The following is a 19,637-nucleotide window of genomic DNA, read 5'->3' as shown; positions in this document are numbered from 1 at the left end:
GCCAGATTGATTTCACACTTCAATCATCGATTAGGGAGAAGACAATGAAACTGAAACACACACTCGCGGCCGTCTGTGCGGCAACGTGCCTGACCACTGCACCAGCGTTTGCGGACGGGCATGGCAACATCCAGGAAATGAAACTCGAAGTGGTGGGCACCTGGGGCTTCCTTGAGAACTGGAAGGTGTTCGAAGAACGCTTCTGGACCGAAGTGATCCCCGAGGCCTCCGGCGGCAAGATCACCGCGAACGCCAAACCCTATACCGAGCTGGGCCTGAAGGGTTACGAGGTCATGGCCGGCGTTCGTAAGGGCGCCTATGATGTGGTGCATGCGCTGACCAGTTATTCCAGCCAGGCCAGCCCTGCGCTGGAAGGCATCGACCTGTCGGGCATCATTCAAGACTGGGACACGTATCGCCAGGCGGTCGAGGCCTATCGCCCGATCATTGAGCGCGAAGTGCGCGAGAAATACAACGCGCAGATCGTCAACATCTATCCGTTTCCGACCCAGCAGCTCTGGTGCAATCTCGGCGACCGGTCGATCACCAATGTCTCTCTGGCCGACCTCGCGGGAAAAAAGATCCGCACCTACAGCCGGACTCAGGGCGACTTCGTAGAAGGCCTGGGCGCCTCGTCGATCACGCTGGCACTGGCGGAGGTGGTGCCAGCACTGGAGAAGGGCGTCGCCGACTGTGGCGTGACTGGCACGATGCCTGCCTATAACGGCAAGTGGTCGCAAGTGGTTACGCACAACGTACGCGTTCGCCTTGGCTTTGCCGCGACCTTCACGGCGATCAATCTCGACACCTGGGAGAGCATGAACGCGGACACCCAGAACCTCATTCTCACCGAGGCTAAAAAATTCGAGGACGAGATTTGGGAGTTCGAGCAGACACTTGACCAGGCGGGTATGGACTGCAACGCACAAGGCCCCTGCGATCGCGGTCAGCCCGGCAACATGACACCGATCGAGCCTGATGCCGAAGATCAGGCTCTTCTGAAGAAGATCGCGGCTGAAACGGTTGTCCCCCGATGGGCCGAACGGTGCGGAAGCGCGTGCGCAGCTGAGTGGAACGCCACAGTCGGCAAGCTGATCGGCATCACCGCACCCACAGACGGCTCGTAATCAGAGACAGGACCGCGGCGGGAACACCTCGCCGCGGTTCCGATTGGCATTAGGGAGGAACGCCATGCTCGACCGTATTCAATCCGGACTGGAAGGCACCGCGCGAGGGGCAGCGATCATCGGCGGAGCCGCCATGTGTGCCGCCGCTTTCATGGTCACGATGGATGTGATTTCGCGCAAGGTCTTTGGTGTGACAATGCGCGGCTCAGACGAGATCACCGGCTATATCTTCGCCGCCTCGACCACTTGGGCCTATGCCTATGCGATGCTGACACGCTCTAACATCCGGATAGACGTGGCCTATGTCGCGCTGAACACGAAGGCACGGGCCTTGCTCGATCTACTCGCGCTCGGCCTTCTGACCCTTTACATCTTCCTGCTGGCCCGCAGCGCCTGGAGCGTGGTCGAGGAAAGCTGGACGTTCAATTACACAGCACAGACACCGCTTGCGACGCCGCTCTGGCTCCCGCAAAGCTTCTGGTTCGCCGGCCTCGCCTTCATGCTGCTGTGCTTAGCGTTTCTCAGTTTGCGATGCCTCTGGTGTCTGGCCAAAGCCGACTGGCAGGGCATCGGCGCCCTCGCGGGGGTGAAAAGCCTCGATCAGGAAATCGAAGAAGAGACCCACGTCTAACGGGCGCTTTGGGGAGGACACAGCCATGCAAACACTTATCTTGATCATTCTCGTTGGCCTCGTCGTTGCCGCCGTTCCGATTGCCGCCGTTCTTGGCATCCTCGGTCTTGCGCTGGATGAGGTCTTTACGAACGGGCGCCGCGCCCTGATGATGGGCGATTTCATCTGGGAGCAGAGCATCGAATACATTCTGGTCGCGGTTCCGATGTTCATCCTGCTGGGGGAAATTATCCTGCGTGCCGGGATAGCCACGCGGATGTACACTGCGGTCGCCAAATGGCTTAGCTGGCTTCCTGGCGGGCTGATGCACGCCAATGTTGGTTCGTGCGCGGTGTTCGCCGCAACATCCGGTTCCAGTGTGGCCACCGTGGCCACAGTTGGCACGGTCGCCTATCCCGAAATCGAGAAGCGGCAATACAATGAGCCGCTGTTTCTGGGAACCCTTGCCGCCGGGGGCACCCTCGGCATCCTGATCCCGCCTTCGATCGCGCTGATCCTTTATGGTCTCCTGACCGATACCTCCGTACCGGAACTGTACCTCGCTGGCGTCATCCCAGGAGCGATGCTGGCCTTGTTTTTCATGCTGGTTGTTATCTTTGCCTGTTTTATGCGGCCCGGGTGGGGGGGATCACCGGTCGAGACGAGTTGGCGCGACAGGCTTGAGGCGTTGCCAGATCTCCTGCCGCCTCTTGTTTTGTTTGCCGTGGTGGTAGGGTCGATCTATACCGGTCTCGCAACGCCGACCGAGGCGGCCTCCATTGGCGTCGTCTGCGCCATCGGTATTGCGGCCTGGTTCAGGGCGCTCAGTGTGCGCATGCTGATCGAAGCGTTCGAGAGCACAATGTGCTCGACTGCAATGGTGATGATAATCATCCTCGCGGCAGTCTTCCTGAACTTCGTTCTCGGATTCATGGGCGTTACGCAAGCGATCATCGACGGGATCGACGCGCTTGGTTGGACGCCGATGCAGACGATGATGGTCATCATCGTGTTCTACCTCCTTCTGGGCATGTTCATGGAAACGCTGTCCATGATGCTCACGACGATCCCGGTGGTCTTTCCCATCGTGGCGCATATGGGATTTGACCCAGTCTGGTTTGGGATCATGATCACCGTTTTGATGGAGGCTGCGCTGATTACGCCACCTATCGGGCTCAATCTCTACGTGGTCCACGGCACACGAACTCGTGGCGGCAAGTTCAACGACGTGAGCTACGGCGCGCTGCCCTTCCTAATTGCCATGCTCGCATTGATCGGCTTCTTACTGACCTTCCCCGATTTGGCCACCTGGCTGCCGAACCAAGTCTACTAATCCCATAAAAGGCCTGACCCATGACGCAAGCTTGTCTCGCCCATCTCCAAGATCCCTCGCCACCGAAACGACCTCTCCCCCCAGGTGCCACGGATTGCCATTCCCACGTCATCGTGCCCGAAGCCGACCATCCATTTGTCGCCAACCGGTCCTACACACCGCCACCCGCAACATTAGCGCAATACAAAGCCCTGCATGCACGCCTCGGGATTGAGCGCGCCGTAATCGTCCAGCCGTCAGTTTATGGCACGGACAACAGCGTGACGCTTGAAGCTATCGCGGGCTATGGTCCCGGATGCCGCGGCATCGCCGTCGTTGACGCCGATGTTTCGATGCGGGACCTTCAGGCGATGAACGCCGCCGGGATTCGTGGCGCTCGGATCAACATGCTCTTTTCCGGGGGGATCGGCCTGGACGATCTAGAACCATTGGCCCGTCGCATCGCCGATCTCGACTGGCACTTCCAGCTCCTGATCGATGGGCCGACCTTAGCCGATCTCGAAGCGCGGCTCGCCAATCTGCCAGTGCCTGTCGTGATCGACCACATGGGTCATATGCAGACCCACGACGGCCTCGACCAACCGGGATTTCGTGCGCTGCGCCGGTTGGTGGTCCGTGGGAACACTTGGGTCAAACTTTCGGGAAACTACCGAATGTCATCGCAAAGGCCACGATTCGAAGACGTCGTGCCTTTTGCCCAAGCGCTGATTTCCGACAATTCCGAACATATGGTGTGGGGCACCGATTGGCCGCATCCTGCCATGCTGGATTTCATGCCCGACGATGGGTCATTAGTTGATGCGTTGGACGCCTACGTCACATCTCAAGATCAGAAACAACGCATTCTGGTGGATAATCCTGCGACACTTTATGGGTTTTGATCGCGTTCCGCGATTAACATCGAGGGCTTTTATCCTTGCAAGTGGAAGAAGAAAGCAACCTTGATCGCGCACAGAAGCGCGTCAAACATGGTAGGCAACAGGATGATGGAGTCCTGGTGATCCGCACAGTCGCCATGCCGGCCGACACAAACCCGGCTGGCGACATTTTCGGTGGCTGGTTGATGTCGCAGATGGACCTGGCCGCCGGAAACATGGCGGGGCGCGTATCGCAGGGTCGTGGGGCGACGGTCGCAGTTGAAGCCATGCAATTCTCGCGTCCTGTCAATGTGGGCGACGAAGTCACTATCTATGCGAGCCTCGTTCGTATGGGGCGCACGTCGATGCGCATACACGTGGATGTCTGGGCCAGACCTCGTTTCAGCAATGCTTCGGTAAAGGTCACCAGTGCGGATTTCGTTTTCGTGGCGCTGGACGAGGATGGAAAGCCGCGCGATATCCCTACGTGAGTACGAGCTTGGCTGAGAGTGTTAATTTGCCTTTGGCTTGGTTACTGCGACAACCATGCGGGCGTTGTCTTCATGTAGATCTGAAAAAGCGCGCCGAGTAAAATTCCAAATCATAGTTCTTTCTGTTGGGAGCAAACTTGATTTGAGTGGACCCGCCCAAAACCCTGTTCGTTCGGACTGCCTGTAGAGTGCTAGGTTGCCGAGCATGGCTGAAAACCTGACTATTGATGGCATCGAATATGTCCCCTGGAGGATTGGACAGACTGTTCCGGCCAACCGAGGTTGTAGCTGCTGGAGCTGAGCAATCCGTGTGCAATCCAAGTCGAAGGTCCGCAACACGCACCAAAGCGGTCTCTTGCGCGGCCTCAGCGAAGTGTCACTTTGTCCGCAGTTCAGACATCCAACACCGCACATACCGAGCACGCGCAGCGAACGTTTCCTTCGAGGGGCCGCAGCGCAGCACCGTGAAGCGGTGGTCAACCGCAGGTCCGGCCCACCCCCTCCCCCCTTCCCCCTCCCCCACCGGCCTGCCATAGAAGGCCCATGTCCGCGTCCCAGCTTTCTCCCGGTCTTGAGGCCTTCCTCACCATGGCGCGCGCGACCGTGGCCGAGTTTCCCGCGCCCTTCGCAGCCCTGGCGGCGGAGGTGGCCATCGTCGTCGAGGACTGGCCGCAGGACTGGATGCTGGACGATCTCGGCATCGACGATCCGCTGGACCTGACGGGGCTCTATGAGGGCATTCCGCTCACCGAGAAGTCGAGTTTCGATCAGCCGATGCAGCCCGACACGGTCTGGCTCTTTCGCGAGCCGATCCTCGCCGAATGGCGGGAGCGGGACGGGGTCAGCCTGCGCGACCTCGTGGCCCATGTCACTGTGCACGAGTTCGCCCATCATTTCGGCTGGTCCGACGACGACATCGCCGCCATCGACCGCTGGTGGGAGTAGCCCCGGCGCGCGTGGCTCCGGGCCGCCAGGCAGGGCCGGGACCGGGCGCCCGTTGCGTCCGGCCCGTTGCGACCGTGCGAAGGTGCCCGACACTTGCCCGACACATGGCAGACAGCTATCCGACACGGGGCCGACCGGGGTCGGGCGGCCTTCCGGCGGGCCTCTCCGGCCCCGCGCGGGGCCTCAGTGGTTGCGGGTCGCCGAGGTGTCGCGCCAGCGGTTCACGATGGGATAGCGCCGGTCGAGCCAGAACGCCCGCTTGGTCAGACGCGCCCCGGGGGCAGACTGGAACCTCTTGTATTCGCTGATGAAAATCAGATGCTCGATCTTCTTGACGGTGTCCAGGTCGAACCCGTCGGCGACCAGTTCGGCCACCGATGCCTCCCGGTCGATCAGCCCTTCGAGGATCGCGTCCAGCACGCCGTAGGGCGGCAGGCTGTCCTCGTCCTTCTGGTCCGCGCGCAACTCCGCCGAGGGGGGCTTTTCGATCACACGATCTGGTATCAGCTCCCCCTCCGGCCCCAACATCCAGGGGCGGTGGGTCTCGTTGCGCCAGCGGCACGTCTCGAACACCCGGGTCTTGTAGAGATCCTTGATCGGGTTGTAACCCCCTGCCATATCACCATAAATCGTGGCATACCCCACGGCGACCTCGGACTTGTTGCCCGTGGTCAGCAGCATCTCGCCGAACTTGTTGCTCAGCGCCATCAAAAGCACGCCGCGCAACCGCGATTGCACATTTTCCTCGGCAATCCCCGACGGTGTTCCATTGAAAAACGGGGCCAGCACTTCGGTCACGGCCGCCCGCGGACCAGTGATCGGCAGGGTGTCGATCCGGCAGCCGAGGTTGCGGGCTACGGCCTCGGCATCTTCCAGCGACTCCTGCGAGGTGTATTCCGACGGCAGCATGACACAGCGCACGTTTTGCGGACCGATCGCATCCGCCGCGATCGCCGCGACGATCGCACTGTCGATTCCGCCGGAGAGCCCCAGGAGCACCTTGCCGAACCCCGATTTGCGCAGGTAATCGCGCAGGGATTCCACCATGACACGGTAGTCCGCCTCCCACTCGTCGGGGAGCGGGTCCTTGCGCGCGTCCTCGATCCGCCAGCCCTCCGCCGTTTGGGTCAGGTCGAGATGGGCGATCACCTCTTCCATCGCGGGCAGTTGCATCGCCAACGCCCCGTGGGTGTTCAGGGCAAAGCTGGCGCCATCGAACATCTGGTCGTCCTGCCCGCCGACCATGTTGAGGTAGATCAGCGGCAGACCGGTCTCGATCACGCGCGCCACCATCAGGTTCAGGCGCGTGTCGTGCTTGCCCCGGTGATAGGGGGAGCCGTTGGGCACGAACAGGATCTCGGCTGCGGATTCGGCCAGGGTTTCGGCCACGTCCGGATACCACGCGTCCTCGCAAATCGGCGTTCCGATGCGCAGAGGGCCGATCCGGTACGGCCCGCTGACGGGTCCAGCGGTGAACAGGCGTTCTTCGTCGAACACGTCGCTATTGGGCAGGTGATGCTTAAGCACCCGCGCCTTGACCGCGCCGCCCTCGAGGATGGCGTAGCTGTTGTAGAGCTTGCCGCCTTGAACCAGCGGGCACCCGATGCCCAGCGCAGGCCCGTCCGCGCAATCCCGGGCCAGCCCCTGCAACACCCGTTCGGCGTCCGCGGCGAAGGCCGGGCGCATGACGAGGTCCTGTGTCTGGTAGCCGGTCAGGAACATCTCCGGCAGCGCCACGAACTGCGCGCCGGCCAACTTGCCCTCCTGCCAGGCTCGCAGGGCCTTCTGAGCGTTCTCGCTCAGCGCCCCAAGGGTCGGGTTCAACTGCCCAAGGGTCAGGCGGAACGTGTCGGACATCAACGGGGCCTCGTATGTCGGAGCGGCTTCTGCCCTCGGTTTTAGCAGGTCTCACGCTGCGGGAAAGGGGAGGCGAACAGGCCCGCTTTGCGACCGGATCGCATGGACCGGCTGACGCGCTATTGCCCCGCTTTGTCTCGTGATCTAGCGTTGGGAGCAAAGAAGGCAGGTGTCCGCGAAACCGGCGGCGCCAACCCGGCGAAACCGGTGGCGGAGGGTCAAGATCGTGCAACTCGGAAATGCAGGACGTGTCATGCGAAGCGTGGCTGTGGTCACCCTGTTCGTTGCGGCAGGATCCGTGCAGGCGCAGGACGCGCAGGTGGTCAAGCAATTCGACGATGGCGGCATCTACGAAGGCAGCTTCGTCGACGGGTTGCAGGACGGGGTGGGCACCTACACCCTGCCCAACGGCTATGTCTACACGGGCGAGTGGGAACGGGGCGAGATCAAGGGCCAGGGCGAGGCGCGCTTTCCCAACGGATCGGTCTATGTGGGCACATTCGCCAAGGGCAAACCCGAAGGCCAGGGCCGGATCACCTATGCCGACGGGTCGACCTATGAAGGCGCCTGGGTGGACGGCAGACGGACTGGCACCGGCACGGCCAGCTATGCGGATGGGTCGATCTATGTCGGTGACTTCCTGAACGGACGGCAGCACGGCCAGGGGCGGATGGAAACCGCCAGCGGCTATGTCTATGACGGGGATTGGGCCGATGGGGAGATGACCGGCCGCGCCGTGATCACCTATGCGGATGGCGCGGTCTACGAGGGAGAGGTGGTGAACGGGGTCCGCACCGGCACCGGATCGGTGACGACGCCCGATGGCCTCGCCTATACCGGGTCCTGGCGCAACGGGCAGTTCGACGGCGAAGGTCGGCTGGTCCAGCCCAATGGCGACATCTACGAAGGCACGCTTTCGGAGGGGAAACTGCAGGGATCGGGCGTCATGCTCTATGCCAATGGCTGGCGTTACGAAGGCACGTTCGACCGCGACATGCGCCACGGCCAAGGCGTTTTCGAAGGGCCGGACGGCTACCGCTACGAAGGCACCTGGATCGAGGGGCGCATCGAGGGGGACGGCACGGTCACCTATCCCGACGGCTCGCGCTACGTGGGCAGTTTCGTGGATGAAAAGCCCGAGGGCGTCGGCGAGATCACCTACCCTGACGGGTCGACCTACACCGGCACCTGGGTGGCGGGTGTGATCGAAGGCGAAGGCATCGCGCGCTATGCCAATGGCATCGTCTACGAGGGCGCGTTCCGCAATGCGCTGTCCGATGGCACCGGGACGATCACCTATCCCAACGGATACAGCTATACCGGCTCCTGGGTTGCGGGTGAAAAGCAGGGGCAAGGTACGGCCACCTACCCGGATGGCTCTGTCTACCAGGGCGAATTCGTCGGCGGGGTGCGCGAAGGCGAGGGCGTTGTCGCCCTGGCCGACGGGTTCCGGTACGAAGGCAGCTGGCAGGGCGGCGAGATCAACGGATTCGGGCGCGCGACCTATGCCAATGGCGACGTGTATGAAGGGTTTTTCGAGAACGGAAAACGGGTGGGTCAAGGCACCCTGCGCTATTTCAGCGGACAGGTGGAAACCGGCGAGTGGCGCAACGGCGTTCTGGTCCAGCCCGCGGCGGAACCCGCGCCCGCATCCGAGTAGGTGGCGGTCGCCCGGCGCGTTGAACCCGCCCACCGGGCCCTGAGAGCTAGATCCGCGCCCCGTCCGCAAGCCGCGCCATGAGCGCGTCGCCTTCTTTCAGAATGGTCTTGCGGCGATCCTCTTCCATGCGGTCGAAGGTCCGGTACATCTGCGCCACGCGGGGGTTCTTTTCGAACCGGTCCCGGTGGCGCATCAGGAAATGCCAGTACAAAAGGTTGAACGGGCACGCCCCTTCGCCGGTCTTCTGCTTCACCTTGTAGGCGCAGCCTTTGCAATAATCCGACATCCGGTCGATATAGGCCCCGCTGGAGACATAGGGCTTGGAGCCCAGGAGCCCGCCATCGGCGAACTGGCTCATGCCGATGACATTGGGGGCCTCCACCCATTCATAGGCATCGGCATAGACCGCCAGGTACCATTCATGCACCTGCGCCGGCGCCACCCCGGCCAGCAGCGCGAAATTGCCCGTCACCATCAGCCGCTGGATATGGTGGGCATAGGCCTCGTCCCGGGTCTGGCCAACCGCCTTGGCCACGCAACGCATATCGGTCTCGCCGGTCCAGAAGAAATCCGGCAGGTCCGCGTCATGGCCCAGCGCGTTGCGCGCCGTGTAGTCCGGCCCTTCGCGGAAGTAGATCCCGCGCATGTATTCCCGCCAGCCGATAATCTGGCGGATGAACCCCTCCACCGCGTTGAGCGGCGCGTGGCCCGCGCGCCAGGCGGCCTCCGCCGCATCGCAGACCTCGCGCCAGTCCAGCAGCCCCGCGTTGATGTAGACCGACAGGATCGAGTGATAGAGGAACCGGTTGTCCGCCAGCATCGCGTCCTGGTAGTCGCCGAAGCGGGGCAAGGCATGGTCGATGAAATGGGTCATCGCCTCGCGGGCCTGGTGGGGATCCGTGGCGAACCAGAAGGGGCGCAGGGTGCCGAAATTGTTGCCGAACCGGCGCTCGACCAGGTCGAGCACCTCTTCGACCACCTCGTCCGGGGTGAATTTCAATGGACCTTCGAACGAGATGTCTTCGGGCGCCGGTTTGCGATTGTCGTGGTCGAAATTCCACTTGCCGCCTGCGGGTTTGTCCCCGTCCATCAGATAGCCGGTCTCGCGACGCATCTCGCGATAGAAGTATTCCATCCGCAGTTGCTTGCGACCCTCGGCCCAGGTCTCGAACCGCTCGTGGGAGGCGAGGAAGCGCGTATCCGGCATTTGCAGGACCGGGATCGGGCAATCCTCCAGCGCCGAGATCAGCCGCCACTCGCCAGGCTCGGTCGCGATCACTTCGGTGGCGTCGTGCGCCGCGGCCCGGCGCAGAAGCTCGCCCGGGATCGAGCCGCTGTTCTCGGGGTCGTCGAGCCTGGTGTAGGCCACGCGCCAGCCGTCTGCCGCGCGCTTTGCGGCGAACTTGCGCATGGCGGCGAAGATGAAGGCGATCTTCTTGGGATGATGGGGGACATAGCGGGCCTCGTGGGCGACTTCGGCCATGACGATCACGTCGCGCGCCTTGTCGGCCTCCTGCAGGGCTGCGATGTCCGGCGACAGCTGGTCGCCGAGAACGAGGATCAGGCGCGTCACCAGGGCACCTCCTTGCCGGCCCAGTCGAAAAATCCGCCGGTCTGCGCGGCGGTGACGCCGTCCATGACCCGCACGAGGTTGGCCGCGGCCTCCGCGGGTGCCACGGCGGGGTGTCGTCCGAGGTATTTCGCGGTGAACGGCGTGGCGACCGTGCCGGGATGCAGAGCAATGACGGCCGCCTGCTTGTGGGTGCGGGAAATCTCGATCGCCGCCGTATGGACGATCTGGTTCACCGCAGCCTTGGCGGCCCGGTAACTGTACCAACCGCCGAGCCGGTTGTCGCCGATCGAACCGACCCGCGCCGACAGCACGGCGAAGACGCAGGGGGTATCCTTGGGCAACAGCCGCTGCGCGTGCCGAAGCACCAGTGCCGGCCCCATCGCATTCAGGGCGAACTGATCCAGGAGACCCTGCGGCGAGAGGTCGCGCAGGGACTTTTCCGGTGCCGCCCCGCCGATCTCGAGCGCGCCGGTGGCGACCACGACCCGCGCGAAAGGACCCTCCAGACGGCTCAGATGGGCGTTGACCGAGTCCTCGTCCGTGATGTCGAACCCGTCGACGCTCCGCGACAGGCCCTTGATTTCGTGTGTTTTTGTTAGCTCCGCAACCAGCGCGGCACCAATGCCGCCGGAACTGCCGAGCACGAGGGCGCGAGGGGCCATGGCTTCTCTCCTTCACAGGAGGGTGACACTTAGGTCGCAGCGGCAATCTGCCGAGGCTTTTTATTAACCTTTTCGCGGTAGCGTTTTTGCAAGGCTGAGGGAGGCGACATAGAGTGAGTTTGACCTATGACCAGACTGCTATTGGCCGCGCTTTTGACCGCGCTGCTCGGGGGCCCGGCCTCCGCGATTGAACTGCACCTGCTGCGGAGCTTTCCCGCAGATGGCCCCTCCGGTCTCGCCTATGACCGGGATGCCTGCGCCCTCTGGGTTGCGAATGAAACCGGCACCGTCCGCATGATCGATCTGTGGGGCAACGAGGTGCGCAGTTTCCAGGCCCCCCTGCACCGTGTGGATGCGGTTGCCGTCGAAGGGGATCACCTGCTGATTTCGGACGGATCGGGCATGTACCAACGGGTCTCGCGGGACGGCGAGGCGCTTGGGGAGGCGTTCCGCCTCTCGGTCAACCTGCGCGATACGGACGGGCTTTACGTGGACAACGCGACCTCCGATTTCTGGGTGGCCGATGACACTGCGGCCGAGGTCGTGCAGATCCGCCAGGATGGCACGACCGTGCGTCGCCTGATCGGGTACATGCAGACACCGCAACTGATGGAGCCGCAGGGCATCACCCAGGATCCCGTCCATGGCACGATCCTCGTGGTCGATGACGCCGACGCCTCCGACAGCCTGTTCGAGTTTTCCGCCGATGGCGTGTTGCGCTCGGTCACCTCGCTGGCGTTTGCGGGGATGGATGCCGAGGGCATCACCGTGAACGCCGAAGGCAGCCAGATTTTCGTCGCCTTCGACGAAGGCGGCATGATCGCCGTGTTCGACTACATCCCCACCCAGCTGGACGTCGCCGGAGAGCCGCTGCCCTCCGCCTGCCTGATTTCGAGCTTGGAATTCGGCGCGCCGCCCGTATAAAGGGGCTATGACGCCACACGTGTTCTCATCCACGACTCCGCCGCGCGCTGGCCACAGCGCGCGCGGTGCTGCGCGTCTCCTGCTTCTTAGCCGCCTCTGAGCGTGCCGTCCGGCGCGACCGCTCAGAGGTAATCCTGCGCCATTTCGCGACAGACAGCTGAGAGCTTACCAGAGAGACATCCCATGACAGACAAAACCGATCAGGACCGCGTGTTGATCTTCGACACGACCTTGCGCGACGGCGAGCAGAGCCCGGGCGCAACCATGACCCATGACGAGAAGCTGGAGATTGCCGCGCTGCTCGACGAGATGGGCGTCGACATCATCGAGGCCGGGTTCCCCATCGCGTCGGACGGGGATTTCGCCGCCGTCAGCGAGATCGCCAAGAATTCCGTGAATTCGGTGATCTGCGGGCTTGCGCGGGCCAACTTCAAGGATATCGACCGCTGCTGGGAGGCGGTGCGCCATGCTCGGCAACCGCGCATTCACACCTTCATCGGCACTTCGCCCCTGCACCGCGCGATTCCGAACCTGACCATGGACGAGATGGCGGACCGCATCCATGACACGGTGACCCATGCGCGCAATCTGTGCGACAACGTGCAGTGGTCGCCGATGGATGCGACACGCACGGAATACGACTATCTCTGCCGGGTCATCGAGATCGCCATCAAGGCAGGCGCCACCACGATCAACATCCCCGACACGGTCGGCTATACCGCCCCGCGCGAGAGCGCCGATCTGATCGCGCGCCTGATCGCCGATGTGCCGGGTGCCGAAGACGTCACTTTCGCCACCCACTGCCACAACGACCTCGGGATGGCGACGGCCAATGCGCTGGCGGCCGTCGATGCCGGGGCGCGCCAGGTCGAATGCACGATCAACGGGTTGGGGGAGCGCGCGGGCAACACGGCGCTGGAAGAGGTTGTCATGGCCCTGCGCGTCCGGAACGACATCATGCCGTACCAGACCCGCATCGACACCCGCAAGATCATGAACATCTCGCGCCGGGTCGCGGCGGTCTCGGGCTTCGCCGTGCAGTTCAACAAGGCCATCGTCGGCAAAAATGCCTTTGCGCACGAGTCGGGCATCCACCAGGACGGGATGTTGAAGAACGCCGAGACCTTCGAGATCATGCGCCCGGAGGATATCGGTCTGAGCGAGACCAACCTAGTGATGGGCAAGCATTCGGGCCGCGCGGCATTGCGCGCCAAGCTCAAGGACCTCGGCTACGAGTTGGCCGACAATCAGCTCAAGGACGTGTTCGTCCGGTTCAAGGCCCTCGCCGACCGCAAAAAGGAGATCTACGACGAGGATCTCGTCGCGCTGATGTCCGAATCCAGCAGCGATCCGGCGCGGGAGCGGCTGTCGGTGAAATTTCTGCGCGTGATCTGCGGCACCGAAGCGCCGCAATCAGCGGACCTGACCCTGTCCATCGACGGGGTGGACAAGCAGGTGACCGCCCAGGGCGATGGCCCCGTGGATGCCACGTTCAACGCGGTCAAGGCGCTGTTTCCCCATACGGCGCGGCTGCAACTCTACCAGGTGCATGCGGTGACCGAGGGGACCGACGCCCAGGCCACCGTGACCGTTCGCATGGAAGAAGACGGGCGCATTGTGTCCGGCCAGGCGGCCGACACGGACACGGTCGTCGCCTCGGCCAAGGCCTATGTCGCCGCGCTCAACCGGTTGATCCTGCGACGCGAGAAGTCGCCTCTGGGCAGTGATCGCAAGGAAGTGTCCTACAAGGACGTGAGCTGAAAACCGACCTCGGCAGAGGGGTGCGAGGCGTCCTTTCCCGGGCGCCTCGGTCCTGCGCAAGCCCAATCGGGCTTTCTTGTGCCCCAGTCGAGAGATCCTCGGGACCGCCAACGCCACGGAGCCAGCGGAAAGCTGCCCGTGCCATCCGGAAATGGGTCTTTACCCTGTGGGGTGCAGGGTTCATTAAGACTTGCACCTCGGCGCGGTCGAGTCTGTGCCAACGATTCTACTCATGAGGACTGCGAGCAATGGCAGGTGGCTTTTCGCTCTTCTCCACGGACATGGCGATCGACCTCGGGACAGCGAACACCCTTGTCTACGTCAAGGGGCGCGGCATCATCTTGAACGAGCCCTCCGTGGTCGCGTACCATGTCAAGGACGGCAAGAAGCAGGTTCTGGCCGTGGGCGAGGACGCCAAGCTGATGCTCGGGCGCACGCCGGGTTCCATCGAGGCGATCCGCCCGATGCGCGAAGGCGTCATCGCGGATTTCGATGTCGCCGAGGAGATGATCAAGCATTTCATTCGCAAGGTCCATCGGCGGACGCTGTTTTCGAAACCGAAGATCATCGTCTGCGTCCCCCATGGGGCAACCCCGGTTGAAAAGCGGGCCATTCGGGACTCCGTGCTCAAAGCCGGGGCGCGGCGTGCCGGTCTGATCGCCGAGCCCATTGCCGCGGCAATCGGGGCGGGGATGCCGATCACGGATCCCACGGGGTCCATGGTCGTCGATATCGGCGGCGGCACCACCGAGGTTGCCGTGCTGTCGCTGGGCGATATCGTCTATGCGCGCTCCGTGCGCGTGGGCGGCGACCGGATGGACGAGGCGATCATCTCGTATTTGCGGCGGCAGCAGAACCTTCTGATCGGCGAGGCGACGGCGGAGCGGATCAAAACCTCGATCGGGACGTCACGGATGCCCGATGACGGGCGCGGCGCGACGATCCATATCCGGGGGCGCGACCTGCTCAACGGTGTGCCGAAGGAGGCCGAGTTGAACCAGGCCCAGGTGGCCGAGGCACTCGCGGAGCCAGTGCAGCAGATCTGCGAGGCGGTGATGACCGCGCTGGAGGCGACACCGCCGGATCTGGCGGCGGACATCGTGGATCGCGGCGTGATGCTGACGGGGGGCGGCGCGCTGCTGGGTGAGTTGGACCTCGCCTTGCGCGAACAGACGGGCTTGCCCATTTCTATTGCCGACGAGTCGCTCAATTGTGTAGCCTTGGGCACGGGCAAGGCGCTGGAATACGAAAAGCAACTGCGCCACGCGATCGACTACGAAAGCTGAACTGTCCCCTCTCACGGGCGCGCTGAGGAGAGACCTTGGCAAGGCATCGCAACGAAGACGACATCTATTTCAAGCCGATCCGCCGGGTGCTGATCGGGTGTCTCGTCGTGGTATTGCTCGGCCTGTTCGCATTCTGGCGGATCGACAGCCCACGCGTCGAGCAAATGCGGATGAGCGTGATAGAGCGCGTGGTGCCCAACCTCGACTGGGTGATGGCGCCGATCACCGCTGTGTCGCGCATGGCAGAAGACTTCCAGTCCTACGCGCGTCTGTTCGAGCAGAACGAAGAGTTGCGCCGCGAATTGCAGCAGATGAAGGCCTGGCGCGAAGCCGCCCTGCAACTGGAGCAGGAGAACGCGCAGCTTCTCGGGCTGAACAATGTCCGGATCGAGCCGGAGCTGACCTTCATCACCGGCGTTGTGACGGCCGATAGCGGCTCGCCGTTCCGGCGTTCCGTGCTGCTTAACGTCGGCTCCGAAGACGGGGTGCAAGATGGATGGGCCACGATGGACGGTCTCGGCCTCGTCGGCCGCATCGCGGGAACGGCGCCGTCGGTGGCCAGGGTGCTGTTGCTGACAGACCCGTCGAGCCGGGTGCCCGTGATCCTGCAGCCCTCGGGGCAGCGCGCGATGCTGGTGGGCGACAACTCCGCAGCCCCCTTGATCGACTTCATCGAAGCGCCCGAGCAGGTGCGCGCCGGCGACCGGGTCGTGACATCCGGGGATGGCGGGGTCTTTCCCGCCGAGTTGCTGGCGGGCCAGGTCGCCATCGGTCCGGATCGCCGGTTCCGCCTGCGCCTCGCGGCGGATTACGAGCGACTGAAGTTTCTGCGCGTCCTGCGCGGCCAGCCGACCCCGGCCCTGCCCGAGGCCGCCCCGATCGACGGGATCGACACGCCACCCATCGCTGCCCTGGAGGAACGCGCCGATGGGTAGCGCGTTCGAGCCGAAGCTGTGGGTGCTGCGCGTGGTCTTCCTGGCCCTTGTGGCGGCCGTCCTGATCGTTGCGCTGTTACCGCTGAGCGTGGCGGCGCCGCGGATCCCTGGGCCGGACGTGGTGCTTTGCGTTATCCTGGCCTGGGTCCTGCGGCGCCCCGATGTCCTTCCGGTCACGCTGATCGTGGCGGTGGTGCTGGTGGAGGATTTCTTGTTCCAACGCCCCCCCGGCCTTTGGACGCTTCTTGTGCTGGTCGGCTCCGAGGTGATGCGCCGCCAAGCCTACCGGGAGGGCGAGACCCCGATCGCCGTCGAGTTCGGCCTGGTCGCAGCCACACTCACGGCGATGACCGTGGCCGAGCGCGTCCTGCTGGCGATTGCGCTTGTGCCGCAACCGGCGTTCAGCGCGCAGATGCTCCACCTTCTGTCGACGCTCGCGATCTATCCGGTGGTGGTTCTGGCGAGTGTCTATCTGTGCGGCGTGCGCCCCCGCCCGACCGATGGTCCGCGCATTCTCGGGATGCGGGTATGAAACGGGCCGACAAGGACATGAAGCTCAGCGCGCGCACGATCACCCGCCGGGGGCTGATTGTCGGCGGGCTGCAACTGGGCGTTCTGGGTGCCCTCGCGGTTCGCATGCGCGAGTTGCAGGTGAAGGAAGCCGAACAGTACAAATTCCTGGCCGAAGAGAACCGGATCAATATCCGCCTTCTGCCCCCGGCGCGTGGGCTTATCTATGACCGTGACGGGGTTCTGCTGGCGGGCAATGCGCCGAATTACCGGGTCGTGATCGTGCGCGAGGACGCAGGCGACGTGGATGCGGTCCTGAGAACACTGACGGATATCGTCCCGCTTCCCGAAGAGGACCTGGCGCGCGCGCGGCGGGAAATGGGCCGTCGGTCGCCGTTTGTGCCGGTGACGATTTCCGACCGGCTGACATGGGAGCAATTCTCCGAGATCAGCATCAACGCCCCGGCCCTGCCCGGCATCGTGACCGAGGTGGGGCTGTCGCGCTACTATCCGCTGGACCAGGATTTCGCCCATTCCATCGGCTATGTCGGCCCAGTCAGCGATTTCGATCTCGAACGGCTCAACGATGACGATCCGCTGTTGCAGATCCCCCGCTTCCAGATCGGCAAGACCGGGGTGGAGGCCAAGTTCGAACAGGCGCTACGCGGCTCGGCCGGCAGCAGCCAGATCGAGGTGAACGCCGCGGGCCGGGTGATGCGAGAATTGCGCCGGGACGAGGGTCAACCGGGCGCCAATCTGCAACTCACACTCGACCACGCGCTGCAGAACTACACCGAAGCCCGACTGGCCGGGGAAAGCGCGGCCGTGGTGGTGATGGATATCGAGGATGGCGATATCCGCGCCATCGCCTCGGCACCCAGTTTCGATCCGAACAAGTTCGTACGGGGGATATCCAGCGCCGATTACAGAGCCCTGCTGGAGGATGAATACCGTCCCCTGGCCGACAAGACGGTGCAGGGCACCTATCCACCCGGTTCGACTTTCAAGATGTTGACGGCGCTGGCCGCGCTGGAAGCAGGGGTGATCGACCCGGGCGAGCGGGTCTGGTGCCCCGGGCATTACAAGCTGGGCACGCGCCGATTCCATTGCTGGAAACGCGGCGGCCATGGCTGGATGAACCTGGTCGACAGCCTGCGGGAGAGCTGCGACGTCTATTACTATGACATCAGCCAGAAGGTCGGCGTCGACAAGATCGCCGAGATGGCGCGCCGCTTTGGCCTCGGCACCCGGTTCGATGTGCCCATGTCGGCGGTGGCCGAGGGCCTGATGCCCAACCGCGCCTGGAAGGCCGCGAACCGGGGCGAGGCGTGGCAGGTGGGCGATACGCTGAATGCGTCCATCGGGCAGGGTTTCGTTCTTGCCTCACCGCTGCAACTGGCCGTGATGACAGCGCGGCTCGCAACCGGGCGCGAGATCATGCCGCGCCTGATCCGGGCTGTGAACGACCGGCCCGTGGCACGGCCCGACCCCGCGCCACTCGGCATTCGCCGCGCGCATCTGGAGGTGATCCAGCGCGCGCTCTACGAGGTGACGAACCTGCGCAGCGGTACGGCCTATGGCTCGCGCATCGCGGAGAGCACCTATCGGCTCGCCGGAAAGACTGGCACCAGCCAGGTCCGCAACATCACCGTCGAAGAACGCGCCCGCGGCGTGTTTCGCAACGAAGACCTGCCGTGGAACCGGCGCGATCATGCCTTGTTCGTGGGCTATGCCCCCTTCGATGCCCCGCGCTATGCCGTCTCGGTCGTTGTCGAGCATGGCGGCGGTGGCTCCAAGGCCGCGGCCCCGATCGCGCGGGACGTCCTGCTACAGGCGCTTTATGGCGGCCTGCCCCCGCTCAGCGCCTATCCCGCCCATCAGCGCAACATGATCGACGAGCGGCAACGCGCACTGGAGTTGCGCCCGCGCCAGGAGCCCGAGCAGGGCCGCAGCCGCGCATGAGCTATCTCGAGTCACAGATTCAGCGGGTCCCCACCGGGCTCGCCAAGGTGCTGCACCTCAACTGGGGGCTCATTCTGCTGATCGTCGCGGTGGCCAGCTTCGGGTTCCTGATGCTCTATTCCGTGGCGGGCGGATCCATGACCCCGTGGGTCGAGCCGCAGATGAAGCGGTTTGCCCTCGGATTGGCGATCATGTTCGTGGTCGCCTTCACGCCGATCTATGTCTGGCGCAACCTTTCGGTGCTGGCCTATATCGTGTCGCTCGTCCTGCTGCTGGCGGTGGAATTCTTTGGCGTGGTCGGCATGGGCGCCCAGCGCTGGATCGATCTCGGCTTCATGCGCCTGCAGCCTTCGGAACTGATGAAGATCACTCTGATCATGCTGCTGGCTGCCTATTACGACGTGCTGGATCTGAAGAAGACCTCCCACCCGTTCTGGGTGCTTGTCCCCGTGCTGCTGATCATGATCCCTGTTGCCCTGGTGCTCCGCCAGCCGGATCTCGGCACTTCGATCCTGCTGATGGCCGGGGGCGGGGTTGTGATGTTCGTCGCGGGGGTTCACTGGCTTTACTTCGCGGTGGTGATCCTGGGCGGCATTGCTCTGGTCGCGGCGGTTTTGATGTCGCGCGGAACCGACTGGCAGCTGTTGCAGGACTACCAGTATCGGCGCATCGACACCTTCCTGAACCCCGAAAACGACCCTCTTGGCGCGGGCTATCACATCACCCAATCCAAGATCGCCCTCGGGTCCGGCGGCGTGACGGGCAAGGGGTTCATGGAAGGCACTCAGAGCCGTCTGAACTTCCTGCCCGAGAAGCACACCGATTTCATCTTCACGACACTGGCCGAGGAGTTCGGCTTCATCGGCGGCATCTCCCTGCTGGCACTTTACGGTCTGATCGTACTCTTTTGTCTTGTGTCCGCGATGCGGACCAAGGACCGGTTCTCCAGCCTGTTGATCATCGGTGTGGCCGCGACCTTCTTCTTCTTTTTCTCCGTGAACATGGCGATGGTGATGGGGTTGGCCCCGGTGGTCGGCGTGCCCCTGCCGCTGGTCAGCTTCGGTGGCTCTGCGATGCTGGTGCTGCTGGTCGGTTTTGGCCTGGTCCAGAGCGCTCATGTCCACCGCCCCAGGTAAGGATATCG

At 63.5% G+C, this 19,637-nt stretch carries 17 protein-coding genes; 14 read left to right on the top strand and 3 right to left on the bottom strand.

The window, feature by feature from the left end:
- The first annotated feature begins 44 nt into the window (after positions 1-44).
- From DSHI_RS03085 to DSHI_RS03060, 6 genes are all read left to right on the top strand, one after another.
- A complete protein-coding gene (locus tag DSHI_RS03085) occupies positions 45-1,127 on the top strand; it encodes a TRAP transporter substrate-binding protein (RefSeq protein WP_012177285.1) in 1,083 nt (360 codons plus the stop codon).
- Positions 1,128-1,191: 64 nt separating this feature from the next.
- The gene (locus tag DSHI_RS03080; protein WP_012177284.1) at positions 1,192-1,758 is read left to right on the top strand and encodes a TRAP transporter small permease subunit; all 567 of its coding nucleotides are present in this window, start codon (positions 1,192-1,194) and stop codon (positions 1,756-1,758) included.
- A gap of 25 nt (positions 1,759-1,783) precedes the next feature.
- The gene (locus DSHI_RS03075; RefSeq protein WP_012177283.1) at positions 1,784-3,070 is read left to right on the top strand and encodes a TRAP transporter large permease; all 1,287 of its coding nucleotides are present in this window, start codon (positions 1,784-1,786) and stop codon (positions 3,068-3,070) included.
- Between the two features lie 20 nt (positions 3,071-3,090).
- Positions 3,091-3,951, top strand: coding sequence for an amidohydrolase family protein (locus DSHI_RS03070; protein ID WP_012177282.1), 861 nt, complete (start codon positions 3,091-3,093; stop codon positions 3,949-3,951).
- Positions 3,952-3,986: 35 nt separating this feature from the next.
- On the top strand, positions 3,987-4,418 hold the full coding sequence (locus tag DSHI_RS03065; protein WP_012177281.1) for an acyl-CoA thioesterase: 432 nt from the start codon (positions 3,987-3,989) through the stop codon (positions 4,416-4,418).
- 543 nt (positions 4,419-4,961) lie between these two features.
- Complete coding sequence (locus tag DSHI_RS03060) at positions 4,962-5,363, top strand: metallopeptidase family protein (protein WP_012177280.1); 402 nt, start codon at positions 4,962-4,964, stop codon at positions 5,361-5,363.
- A 183-nt stretch (positions 5,364-5,546) separates the two neighbouring features.
- Here the strand turns inward: DSHI_RS03060 and DSHI_RS03055 are convergent, their stop codons facing one another.
- On the bottom strand, positions 5,547-7,220 hold the full coding sequence (locus DSHI_RS03055) for an NAD+ synthase (protein WP_012177279.1): 1,674 nt from the start codon (positions 7,218-7,220) through the stop codon (positions 5,547-5,549).
- 253 nt (positions 7,221-7,473) lie between these two features.
- Here DSHI_RS03055 and DSHI_RS03050 point away from each other — a divergent pair, with 253 nt between their 5' ends.
- Positions 7,474-8,880 (top strand): MORN repeat-containing protein, encoded by a 1,407-nt coding sequence (locus DSHI_RS03050; RefSeq protein ID WP_012177278.1) that lies wholly within the window; start codon positions 7,474-7,476, stop codon positions 8,878-8,880.
- Between the two features lie 46 nt (positions 8,881-8,926).
- Here the strand turns inward: DSHI_RS03050 and DSHI_RS03045 are convergent, their stop codons facing one another.
- Positions 8,927-10,456 carry a cryptochrome/photolyase family protein gene (locus DSHI_RS03045; protein WP_044028287.1) on the bottom strand — a complete coding sequence of 510 codons (1,530 nt, stop codon included), beginning with the start codon at positions 10,454-10,456 and terminating at the stop codon, positions 8,927-8,929.
- A complete protein-coding gene (locus DSHI_RS03040; RefSeq protein ID WP_012177276.1) occupies positions 10,450-11,115 on the bottom strand; it encodes an SDR family oxidoreductase in 666 nt (221 codons plus the stop codon). The genes DSHI_RS03045 and DSHI_RS03040 overlap by 7 nt, the downstream gene beginning before the upstream one ends.
- 126 nt (positions 11,116-11,241) lie before the next feature.
- On the opposite strand from DSHI_RS03040, the gene DSHI_RS03035 reads away from it, so the two are divergent.
- From DSHI_RS03035 to rodA, 7 genes are all read left to right on the top strand, one after another.
- Entirely contained in the window at positions 11,242-12,039 is a 798-nt protein-coding gene (locus DSHI_RS03035; RefSeq protein WP_012177275.1) for an SMP-30/gluconolactonase/LRE family protein, read from the top strand.
- Between the two features lie 183 nt (positions 12,040-12,222).
- Positions 12,223-13,800, top strand: a complete 1,578-nt coding sequence (locus DSHI_RS03030; protein ID WP_012177274.1) for a 2-isopropylmalate synthase — start codon at positions 12,223-12,225, stop codon at positions 13,798-13,800.
- Between the two features lie 248 nt (positions 13,801-14,048).
- Positions 14,049-15,086 (top strand): rod shape-determining protein, encoded by a 1,038-nt coding sequence (locus DSHI_RS03025; protein ID WP_012177273.1) that lies wholly within the window; start codon positions 14,049-14,051, stop codon positions 15,084-15,086.
- A gap of 35 nt (positions 15,087-15,121) precedes the next feature.
- Positions 15,122-16,021, top strand: coding sequence for a rod shape-determining protein MreC (mreC, locus tag DSHI_RS03020; protein WP_012177272.1), 900 nt, complete (start codon positions 15,122-15,124; stop codon positions 16,019-16,021).
- On the top strand, positions 16,014-16,553 hold the full coding sequence (locus DSHI_RS03015; RefSeq protein ID WP_012177271.1) for a hypothetical protein: 540 nt from the start codon (positions 16,014-16,016) through the stop codon (positions 16,551-16,553). The genes mreC and DSHI_RS03015 overlap by 8 nt, the downstream gene beginning before the upstream one ends.
- Positions 16,550-18,493, top strand: coding sequence for a penicillin-binding protein 2 (mrdA, locus tag DSHI_RS03010; protein WP_012177270.1), 1,944 nt, complete (start codon positions 16,550-16,552; stop codon positions 18,491-18,493). Before DSHI_RS03015 ends, mrdA begins: the two co-directional genes overlap by 4 nt.
- A complete protein-coding gene (gene rodA, locus DSHI_RS03005; RefSeq protein WP_012177269.1) occupies positions 18,490-19,629 on the top strand; it encodes a rod shape-determining protein RodA in 1,140 nt (379 codons plus the stop codon). The genes mrdA and rodA overlap by 4 nt, the downstream gene beginning before the upstream one ends.
- Positions 19,630-19,637 lie beyond the last annotated feature (8 nt).

Source organism: Dinoroseobacter shibae DFL 12 = DSM 16493, assembly GCF_000018145.1.
Classification (GTDB): Bacteria; Pseudomonadota; Alphaproteobacteria; order Rhodobacterales; family Rhodobacteraceae; genus Dinoroseobacter; species Dinoroseobacter shibae.
The sequence above is the reverse complement of the archived record's forward strand: the minus strand, read 5'-3'. Positions and strand labels throughout refer to the sequence as shown.

Coding starts and splice junctions, on each gene's coding strand:
- DSHI_RS03085 (WP_012177285.1), top strand. CDS start 45: ATGAAACTGAAACACACACTCGCGGCCGTCTGTGCGGCAACGTGCCTG.
- DSHI_RS03080 (WP_012177284.1), top strand. CDS start 1,192: ATGCTCGACCGTATTCAATCCGGACTGGAAGGCACCGCGCGAGGGGCA.
- DSHI_RS03075 (WP_012177283.1), top strand. CDS start 1,784: ATGCAAACACTTATCTTGATCATTCTCGTTGGCCTCGTCGTTGCCGCC.
- DSHI_RS03070 (WP_012177282.1), top strand. CDS start 3,091: ATGACGCAAGCTTGTCTCGCCCATCTCCAAGATCCCTCGCCACCGAAA.
- DSHI_RS03060 (WP_012177280.1), top strand. CDS start 4,962: ATGTCCGCGTCCCAGCTTTCTCCCGGTCTTGAGGCCTTCCTCACCATG.
- DSHI_RS03055 (WP_012177279.1), bottom strand. CDS start 7,220: ATGTCCGACACGTTCCGCCTGACCCTTGGGCAGTTGAACCCGACCCTT.
- DSHI_RS03050 (WP_012177278.1), top strand. CDS start 7,474: ATGCGAAGCGTGGCTGTGGTCACCCTGTTCGTTGCGGCAGGATCCGTG.
- DSHI_RS03040 (WP_012177276.1), bottom strand. CDS start 11,115: ATGGCCCCTCGCGCCCTCGTGCTCGGCAGTTCCGGCGGCATTGGTGCC.
- DSHI_RS03035 (WP_012177275.1), top strand. CDS start 11,242: ATGACCAGACTGCTATTGGCCGCGCTTTTGACCGCGCTGCTCGGGGGC.
- DSHI_RS03030 (WP_012177274.1), top strand. CDS start 12,223: ATGACAGACAAAACCGATCAGGACCGCGTGTTGATCTTCGACACGACC.
- DSHI_RS03025 (WP_012177273.1), top strand. CDS start 14,049: ATGGCAGGTGGCTTTTCGCTCTTCTCCACGGACATGGCGATCGACCTC.
- DSHI_RS03015 (WP_012177271.1), top strand. CDS start 16,014: ATGGGTAGCGCGTTCGAGCCGAAGCTGTGGGTGCTGCGCGTGGTCTTC.
- mrdA (WP_012177270.1), top strand. CDS start 16,550: ATGAAACGGGCCGACAAGGACATGAAGCTCAGCGCGCGCACGATCACC.
- rodA (WP_012177269.1), top strand. CDS start 18,490: ATGAGCTATCTCGAGTCACAGATTCAGCGGGTCCCCACCGGGCTCGCC.